Consider the following 7,617-nt stretch of genomic DNA (forward strand, 5'->3'; position numbering starts at 1 on the left):
CGCTGGGGATGGAGGAGCGTAAAATCGGGGCGGAGGTTTTTCTTACCAACGGGTACGTCATACCAAATCGTGTAGTCATCCTCTAAATTATCTTCTAAGCTTTGTCCCAGCCGCTTTTCTCCGCCTGTCATATCGGAGGCAGAGCTATTGAAAGTCGGGATAAGTTTTGCCATGTTTGAGCTGGGGAGTTGAAATGCTAGCTACTTGTTAGCTTTCCCAGATAATACCCGAAACGAGACAAAGTTCATATCTTTAGCCGATCTCAGCCATCTTAATCCCTTCTAAACTGATGAGAGCAATTCAGTTAGCGATCGTCGTAAGGCGATATGCAAGCCTCGATGTTCGGGCAGCACCGCAAGACAAGATATCTAACAGAGTTTAAGAGCGATCCCCGCTACTATCGTGATGTCATCGTTATTACTTATTTGCCACCTACGAGTGCATTTGGCATCAGGAAAGACATCAATCCCGAAGGCGCGATCGAGACTCCGATCGTATTAATCGAGATCGTTCTGCCTACAAGCTCTAAATTCTACCGCTGTCAGAGGGCGGGTATTATCGAGACGATCGATCGCACCACGGCTAGTCAAGAGTGGATACCTTTTTTCGAGCGGATTTGTAGCGATCTATATCGGGAGGTCGATCGGGATTTACTGAGCTGGTAGATTCGATCGCCTTCGTAGGAACCGTTAAACTAAGCGACCATCTCACGATAGCCGCTTAGTTTAACATTAGGAAAAATAATGTTTGAGGGAACTGGTGATGACAAATAATAATGCAGTATTCTGGGCAGGATTGATGGGTGCTACGGCAACTATTCCGCTCGTACAAATGGTTGCTAATGCTGCTACGGCTCCAGAAATTAACAAAATAGCGGAGTCGATTACTGTCCTCATTAGCGAGCCAGGTAGTCAAGGCTCTGGAGTCATTCTGCAACATCAGGGGGATGTCTACACTGTATTAACTGCGGCTCATGTGGTTAAAAGTAAGAATGTCGAATACACGATCGTCACGGCGGATGGTCGAAAGCATCAAATTATTAGTAGTTCGATTCGTCGCGCAGCGGTAGATATCGATCTAGCTGTAGTCAAATTTCGCTCTACTGTAAATTATCCAATTGCCAAATTAGGGGACTGTAATCTCTTGACTGGTGGGATGGCTTTATATGTAGGTGGATATCCTGCTGCTACCCAGACAATCACTAAATCGATCTTCTTATTTAGGGAAGGTAAAATTTCCGCCAATAGTACGCAAATTTTAGAGAAAGGTTACTCGTTGATTTATAGCAATGATACTCTGCCTGGGATGAGTGGTGGCGCAGTGCTAAATCAAAATGGCGAACTAGTAGCCATCCACGGTAGAGGCGATCGTAATCTAGAAACTGGTGTAAAAACTGGCTATAACTTAGGTATTCCGATTAACCGCTTCGTAACAATTTCTAGTAATTTAGGCGTTAGCCTCGATGCAAAACTTTCGTCAATTCCGCAGAGTAATGTACTTACAGCAGGTGACTACTTGGCTCGGGCGGCTCAGAAAAGCAATACTCAAGAATCATTAGCCAATTTAAATAGTGCAATTAAACTCGATCCTAAATTTGCTGTTGCTTATTATAATCGTGGAGTATTAAAGCTTTTTAAGATTAATGATGGTCGAGGTGCATTAGCTGACTTAAATAGTGCAATTAAACTTGACCCTAAACTTGCTGATGCTTACAAATATCGTGCAGCAGCGAAGGATTCACTAAATGATTATCAGGGTGCATTGACTGACTATAATATGGCTGTGCAACTTAATCCTCGCGATCCAGTAGCTTACAGCAGTCGTGGTGGACTGAAGAGGAGTAGCTTAAATGATTATCAGGGCGCATTAGCTGACTATAATATGGCTGTGCAACTCAATCCCAATAGTGCAATAAATTATTGGATTAGAGGAGTTTTGAAAGCTGACAAGTTCGCTGATCATCAAGGTGCATTAGCTGACTACGATCGGGCTATTCAAATTAATCCTAAATTTCCCCTAGCTTATAGTGGTCGCGGATGGTTAAAAGCAAAGAAGCTGAATGATTTTCGTGGGGCATTGGCTGATTATAACCGGGTCATTCAATTTTTTCCAAACTCTACTGATACTTACATAGATCGCGGATTGTTGAAATATGAAAAACTTGGCGATCGTCCTGGAGGAATTGCCGACTTACAAAGAGCAGTGAAAATATTGAAGAAAGAAAAAAGTAATGCTTCATTGTATAAAAATATCGTTAATATTTTGAAAGGGTGGGGTGCATCTGTTAAATAATAGTACTTGGTAAGTTACTATCGCAAAAAACAGCATAAGGAAATTGACCTGCTATCAGCATCTATGAAACATGCTCACAGGTATGGCTGCTACCCCAGAGCGAGGTACCGATAAATACACTTATCGGTACCTCAACCATCCCCACCTATCTGAGATCGCCTCCTCAATTCCGGCTTCTAGTTAATGAAAAATCGAGCCAGAGCTACTGATATCTCACCGCTACGAACGAACATCTGCTGTTTGAGAATCTAACTAATGACTGGCAATGAGTGTAGCTAAGTGAGCAAAAGCGAGATTATCTGTTGCAGTCGCAGTTTAGATAATTTTCCGAGCGATCTCATCAATGTTCAGGCAATCTTTTTTGAGGTTTGACTTGATTTGCGGTAGGCGCGGACGATTAATCGGATAATTTGCTGGGATTTATAGCAGGGACAGTAAGATTGTATTGGTGCGTGCAAATGTTGCTAGCACTGGTTTTAAAATAACAAGGGTGTGATAATGTTTCTTTTCACATCCTTAATTCATCCCCCGATCGAACCTGGATGGCTGGCTTACCTACGGTAGGCTACGCCAACGACAACGTTCCAAATTCTCATCTAATTTTCAGCACGATAACTATCGAATGATTAATGCACTCGATCGCAAAAACACCTTCAACTATTCACCATCAAAATAATCCAAATCCAGACGTTTGATTTGATATTCAGACACAACTGAAACACCGAGATTTACCTCAATCGCGTATTCGGCTAGCTGTGCCCCGTCGATGAGGACGACCTTCACATTCGCAGGTAAATAAGACTTGGCTTGTTCTGAGAACTTTGAGGTCGTAATGAAGATGCCTTTGCGCGCACCCTTACCCGCTAAGGCACCGACAAACTGTTGAATTTCAGGGCGACCGACGGTATTATTCCAGCGTTTTGCTTGGATATAGATCGCATCCAAACCGAGCCTGTCTTCCTTAATAATTCCATCGATTCCTTCGTCCCCTGTCTTGCCAATTGCCATCCCTGCATCTACTAGAGAACCCCCGTAACCCATTTTGACCAAAAGTTCGATAACTAGTTGCTCGAAGAAGGCTGGAGAGGCTGTTTTAATCCGTTCTAGGAGTTCTTGGGCGAGATTCTGGCGGAGTTGGCGATAGGCTGATTCGATCGTCTCGTCGGGGGTTTGTTCTAGTGGGGAACTGGAGGTTTCAGTAGCAGGAGAAGTAGCGGCACCGATAAAATCCAGGCATTCAGGGAATTGCTTGAGGTACTTAACATCAATTCGAGATGGTTTCTGGGTGAGGATATCTAAGCCTCTGGGGGTAATCTGAAACTTGCCACGAGCGGGATAAGCCAGTAAGCCTGCTTTTTTGAGGTATGTAACCGCCCAACCAACGCGGTTGTCAAATCTTGCTTGTTTGCCAGATGGCAGTAGTTCTTTGCGTTCGGTGTCGGTGAGATTAAAGTGGGTAGCTGCTAGATGCTCAATTGTCTCGGATAATTTATGCTCTTTGCCATCGCTAGCAAGTTCGATGAGGGGCAGCATAATTGACTGGAAATCGGGGATAGACATGGAAAACGATAAAACATACTCAAGAGTTATCATTCCCCCTTTTCTGGACGTAATTGAATGTTTTTCGAGTTCGATCGATCCGCATATCCATCGCTAAATGGACTGATTTAGCTGCGAAACCCCATTTATGCCTGTGTTCCACATACCAACTGAATCGATAGCCCTCACGGCGAAAATAGATAGCTCTGAAAGGATCTTTGTTGGTGTGTGCTTTGGTATCAATCGAACAATCCGAACCATTGGGTTTTCGATCGAATAGGCAGGGGATACATTCGGGACGATCGCGGCACAGCAGCCAGAAAGCAATAACTACCATGTTCGGTTTCCTTGGCACTCACCAGTAGAAATACTCTCGATCGCACTCTTGACTCGTGGCAAAACATTTCTGAGGTAGAGGCAACTACTACAGGAATTGGCCGACCTTTTGCTCGATCGGTTCAAGCCCGAGCGCCTGTGGTTTTTACTAAGCCTGCAATTAACACACGATCGCGCCTGGAAATCAGCATGTATTTTATTGTCGTGAAAATATTGCAACTATGCCTGTTAGTTATTGATTTTTTGGGTTAGGTGGTGTTGAGCAAATCAGATTAGCTCGAAAAACTTCAATTTAATTATTCTAAGAGTATGTTTAATTTTTAAAAGCGTAGTTATTTTTTGTAAATACATTCAATTTCAGTAAGCGTTGTGAATTCATACTAGCGTATGCACAAAAAAACAAACGTGTTTGTTTATGCAGTAATAAAGTTTGCGACAAATTGAAAAAAATCGCTCGAAAGATAGTGAGTGAGTGAGGACGATCTCGAAACTACTCGCAAGCGCGATCGAAAGTGAGGATTCGAGCAAAAAAAGTGAGGGTTAAGATCGAGAGCGACGATTCGAGTGAGAGATAAATGCTAGCAGCCAGATCCAAAAGGAAGGCTTATCGTCGAACTTGGAGAGGGATTGGGCGGTAGCGGTAATCGGCGCGGATTTGGGTTCGAGCCATTGCAATTCAACCTCATCCAGAATTTGGGACATTTCTGGGGTGACTCGATTATCCACTTCCGGCTCGACAGGGTGTGAATCTTCCACATCTCCATTCATCAACTCATCCAAATATTCCTCGACAGTCATTCCTTTGAGCCGAGCTTGGATTTTGGCACGGGCGAACAGTCGTTTTGGGAGTCTGAGCGATTGCTTTTCTTCGTAGTCTGGATCGAGTGCTTTTTCAATGGCATTAGCGGTGATTTTTTCTGGTGTGGTATTTGCAACTAATGACCCCCAGATTTGTTCTAAGATTGGATGATCTTGGTAATAGCCTGTTTCGAGCTTTTTGGCTTTAGTTAATACCGCCGCTTGGGAGTAATTTCTTGGCAAGATCTCAAATCCAGAATCAGCTAGATACATGGCTGTGTCGGCAGCTTCGATATAGCTGTTGGCTTGCCAGACGGTGAGCTTGAGCTTTTGTCGGCAAAACTGGGCGAAGGTTTTCAATTTGTCTTGGCAGTATTTATACGCACATTCATTACGGATTTTTTCGAGGATTAATCCGAATTTGATATAGGCATATTGAGCCGATGCCACGACTCGATTGCCCTCATTCCAGCCATCGATATCTTTGAAGTTGAGAACGAATAAGTCTGCTTTCCATTCTTCGATGAGATCGAGCATATGGCTTTCGATCGATCGTTCGGCGATTGTTTCCATGTCAAAATTAGCCCTAACTGGGGCGGCGATCTGGTTTATTGCTCAAATTAGTCCTTAATTCTTCATCGCTAGTGCGATCGCGGTCGCTTTCCGATTCACAATTAAGTTAGGAGTTTAATTGGAGAATGGCGACTTCATTACTATAGCACGAATAAGATAAATTTATCTCATTTAAGAGATTTATTAATCTCGCTAGGATGTACTTGAAGTAGCCAACATAGGCTAATGAGCAATGGAGGTAAGGTATTGAACGAATTAATTAGAAGACGTGGGTTCCGGCTTTCGGCTGTAGCTTCCGCGATCGATGTCGATCGTCAGACTATTTCTAGATGGACTGATAACGCACCGATTGGTAAGCTGATTAAATTATCGAGATTTACGGGGATTCCCATCCTGGAGGTGATTAGCTGTTTCGACACAGAAGACGAATCAGCTTCAACAACTGCCGAAATCCAGAGTAGGGGAAATTCATGAGTTGCCGGATCGATCGAACAACGTTATAAAGATGCCATAGAGAGGGCAAAGCAATGAATACAGAACCTAAATCCATAGATGGCAGTGGCAATGTATTTGCCGATCTAGAATTAGATGATGCTGATGAACTATTTACTAGCGGTAAAATTGGTGTCCAAGTCATCCGTCTGTTGAATAGACGTAATTTAAAACAGCGAGAAATTGGAGAACTTTTAGGTATCTCTCAGCCAGAAGTATCTCATTTAATGAATGGTGAGTTTCAACGTTTTAGTGATGGTAAATTAATTAATTTTCTCAAACGACTAGATGCCAAGGTTACACTATATATCCAAGATCGAAATCTCACAAATGAATCGAGTGAGACATTAGTATTATTGTAGTTATAAAATATCCAATTATAGAATACAATTAAATTTTCACACTCTCACACTAAATGTAAAGTAAAATGAACATTCACAAAAGAATAAGTGATTCTCTATCGGATACCCTCCTAAATCGGCAGATCGTGCATAGCGATCCAGATATTATGACGGGTACTCCTGTATTTATAGGTACTCGTATACCGCTCCAAACTCTATTTGATTATCTTGAAGGTGAGGAGGGTTTTAACGAATTTTCAGAAGATTTCCCACACCTAAAGATTCCCGCGATTCAAGTTTTAGAAACTATCGACAGGCTTGTTTAACCCTCACTATGCTTATGACTGGAGCGCTTACACTCATTGATGACGATCTTCAAAAGCAACTGTTAGAAATTATCGATACAGCTAAAACATTAGTCATTCGTCAACAAAAATTGCAACGCATTCAAGCTAAAAAGAGAAATCTATCAGTTAGCTAAGATCGATCTTAACCAATGATATTCGATCGAGTTCACAATGCGATCGAATTGATTTGATATAATTCAAGCTTATTACTATCACATTTTGGTGACAACAGATCGGGCAGAAATAGCACAAAGCATATAAATATAGATCTAGAAATTAGCTGAAATTTAAGTGGTGGACAGTGCCTACCCTATTTTGACTTTGGGCATTTAATTCAATATTTTTTCTCGGTCGCTGTTAGGTGACACGCAAGCTTCGATAATTTCTCTAATTATTTCACTCGATCTCCCTACGCTCTGTGACACAATCGCTTTTTTAATTGCACTGTCGATCTCTGTAATCGTAGTTTCTTCTTCGGCTTTAATTTTTATTGTTTCACCATTAGAAGTTTTGATGAATATGGTGTGAGTTACTTTCTGCATAAATGTCCATACCACTCCAGCTACAATCAATGGAATACTAAAAGTGATGTTGAAAATAGCGGCGTTATAGATGACTGTCGTTAATTGTTGCTTATCAAAATAGGCAGCAATTAACGATGCAATCAACGACCAACCGCCCAATCCTACTAGCTTTGCAGACCAGGTTAGATTCTTAGTTTCAATTGAGACAATGTGTGAAATAGCATATGTCTTTCTGGCGTTGCTGGATTAAGGTATGATTAACAGCGATCGAGAGTAGAAATCAGCAGCCAGTAGAGGAGGTAGAATGATGGAATGTCCTGTGCTTGGGTCGGTTGCATGGACGGGGAACCCGTCCGCACCGACTCCGCAATGTAA

At 42.2% G+C, this 7,617-nt stretch carries 10 protein-coding genes and 1 pseudogene; 6 read left to right on the forward strand and 5 right to left on the reverse strand.

Going from position 1 to position 7,617, the window contains the following annotated elements; genetic code table 11:
* Positions 1–326 precede the first annotated feature (326 nt).
* Positions 327–665 (forward strand): hypothetical protein, encoded by a 339-nt coding sequence (locus RMO52_RS06130; protein ID WP_310411921.1) that lies wholly within the window; start codon positions 327–329, stop codon positions 663–665.
* Positions 666–731: 66 nt separating this feature from the next.
* Here RMO52_RS06130 and RMO52_RS06135 read toward each other — a convergent pair whose 3' ends face one another.
* Positions 732–896 (reverse strand): hypothetical protein, encoded by a 165-nt coding sequence (locus RMO52_RS06135; RefSeq protein ID WP_310411934.1) that lies wholly within the window; start codon positions 894–896, stop codon positions 732–734.
* Between RMO52_RS06135 and RMO52_RS06140 the strand changes: the two genes are divergently transcribed.
* On the forward strand, positions 817–2,292 hold the full coding sequence (locus RMO52_RS06140) for a trypsin-like peptidase domain-containing protein (RefSeq protein WP_396134906.1): 1,476 nt from the start codon (positions 817–819) through the stop codon (positions 2,290–2,292). The two genes, RMO52_RS06135 and RMO52_RS06140, sit on opposite strands and share 80 nt — an antisense overlap.
* A gap of 657 nt (positions 2,293–2,949) precedes the next feature.
* On the opposite strand, the gene RMO52_RS06145 is transcribed toward RMO52_RS06140, so the two are convergent.
* From RMO52_RS06145 to RMO52_RS06155, 3 genes are all read right to left on the reverse strand, one after another.
* Entirely contained in the window at positions 2,950–3,852 is a 903-nt protein-coding gene (locus RMO52_RS06145; protein WP_309742221.1) for a restriction endonuclease, read from the reverse strand.
* A gap of 19 nt (positions 3,853–3,871) precedes the next feature.
* Positions 3,872–4,168, reverse strand: coding sequence for a hypothetical protein (locus RMO52_RS06150; RefSeq protein ID WP_310411924.1), 297 nt, complete (start codon positions 4,166–4,168; stop codon positions 3,872–3,874).
* A gap of 539 nt (positions 4,169–4,707) precedes the next feature.
* Positions 4,708–5,538: a hypothetical protein gene (locus tag RMO52_RS06155; protein WP_310411927.1), complete on the reverse strand. Its 831-nt coding sequence runs from the start codon at positions 5,536–5,538 to the stop codon at positions 4,708–4,710.
* Between the two features lie 246 nt (positions 5,539–5,784).
* Between RMO52_RS06155 and RMO52_RS06160 the strand changes: the two genes are divergently transcribed.
* The 4 genes from RMO52_RS06160 (at position 5,785) to RMO52_RS06175 (ending at position 6,852) form a co-directional block, all read left to right on the forward strand.
* On the forward strand, positions 5,785–6,012 hold the full coding sequence (locus RMO52_RS06160) for a helix-turn-helix transcriptional regulator (protein ID WP_309742219.1): 228 nt from the start codon (positions 5,785–5,787) through the stop codon (positions 6,010–6,012).
* A 53-nt stretch (positions 6,013–6,065) separates the two neighbouring features.
* Positions 6,066–6,392 carry an XRE family transcriptional regulator gene (locus RMO52_RS06165; protein ID WP_309742218.1) on the forward strand — a complete coding sequence of 109 codons (327 nt, stop codon included), beginning with the start codon at positions 6,066–6,068 and terminating at the stop codon, positions 6,390–6,392.
* A gap of 65 nt (positions 6,393–6,457) precedes the next feature.
* Complete coding sequence (locus tag RMO52_RS06170) at positions 6,458–6,697, forward strand: DUF433 domain-containing protein (protein ID WP_309742217.1); 240 nt, start codon at positions 6,458–6,460, stop codon at positions 6,695–6,697.
* A 14-nt stretch (positions 6,698–6,711) separates the two neighbouring features.
* Positions 6,712–6,852, forward strand: coding sequence for a hypothetical protein (locus RMO52_RS06175; protein ID WP_309742216.1), 141 nt, complete (start codon positions 6,712–6,714; stop codon positions 6,850–6,852).
* A 195-nt stretch (positions 6,853–7,047) separates the two neighbouring features.
* Here the strand turns inward: RMO52_RS06175 and RMO52_RS06180 are convergent.
* Positions 7,048–7,464 (reverse strand): annotated as a pseudogene (locus tag RMO52_RS06180) (DUF6232 family protein); the annotation flags it as partial.
* Positions 7,465–7,617: the final 153 nt, after the last annotated feature.

Source organism: Chamaesiphon sp. OTE_8_metabat_110, assembly GCF_031382685.1.
Taxonomy (GTDB): Bacteria; Cyanobacteriota; Cyanobacteriia; order Cyanobacteriales; family Chamaesiphonaceae; genus Chamaesiphon.

Excerpts from the sequence above, each read along its gene's own strand:
- RMO52_RS06145 (WP_309742221.1), bottom strand. The coding sequence starts at position 3,852 with ATGTCTATCCCCGATTTCCAGTCAATTATGCTGCCCCTCATCGAACTT.
- RMO52_RS06165 (WP_309742218.1), top strand. The coding sequence starts at position 6,066 with ATGAATACAGAACCTAAATCCATAGATGGCAGTGGCAATGTATTTGCC.
- RMO52_RS06130 (WP_310411921.1), top strand. The coding sequence starts at position 327 with ATGCAAGCCTCGATGTTCGGGCAGCACCGCAAGACAAGATATCTAACA.
- RMO52_RS06135 (WP_310411934.1), bottom strand. The coding sequence starts at position 896 with ATGAGGACAGTAATCGACTCCGCTATTTTGTTAATTTCTGGAGCCGTA.
- RMO52_RS06175 (WP_309742216.1), top strand. The coding sequence starts at position 6,712 with ATGACTGGAGCGCTTACACTCATTGATGACGATCTTCAAAAGCAACTG.
- RMO52_RS06170 (WP_309742217.1), top strand. The coding sequence starts at position 6,458 with ATGAACATTCACAAAAGAATAAGTGATTCTCTATCGGATACCCTCCTA.
- RMO52_RS06155 (WP_310411927.1), bottom strand. The coding sequence starts at position 5,538 with ATGGAAACAATCGCCGAACGATCGATCGAAAGCCATATGCTCGATCTC.
- RMO52_RS06150 (WP_310411924.1), bottom strand. The coding sequence starts at position 4,168 with ATGGTAGTTATTGCTTTCTGGCTGCTGTGCCGCGATCGTCCCGAATGT.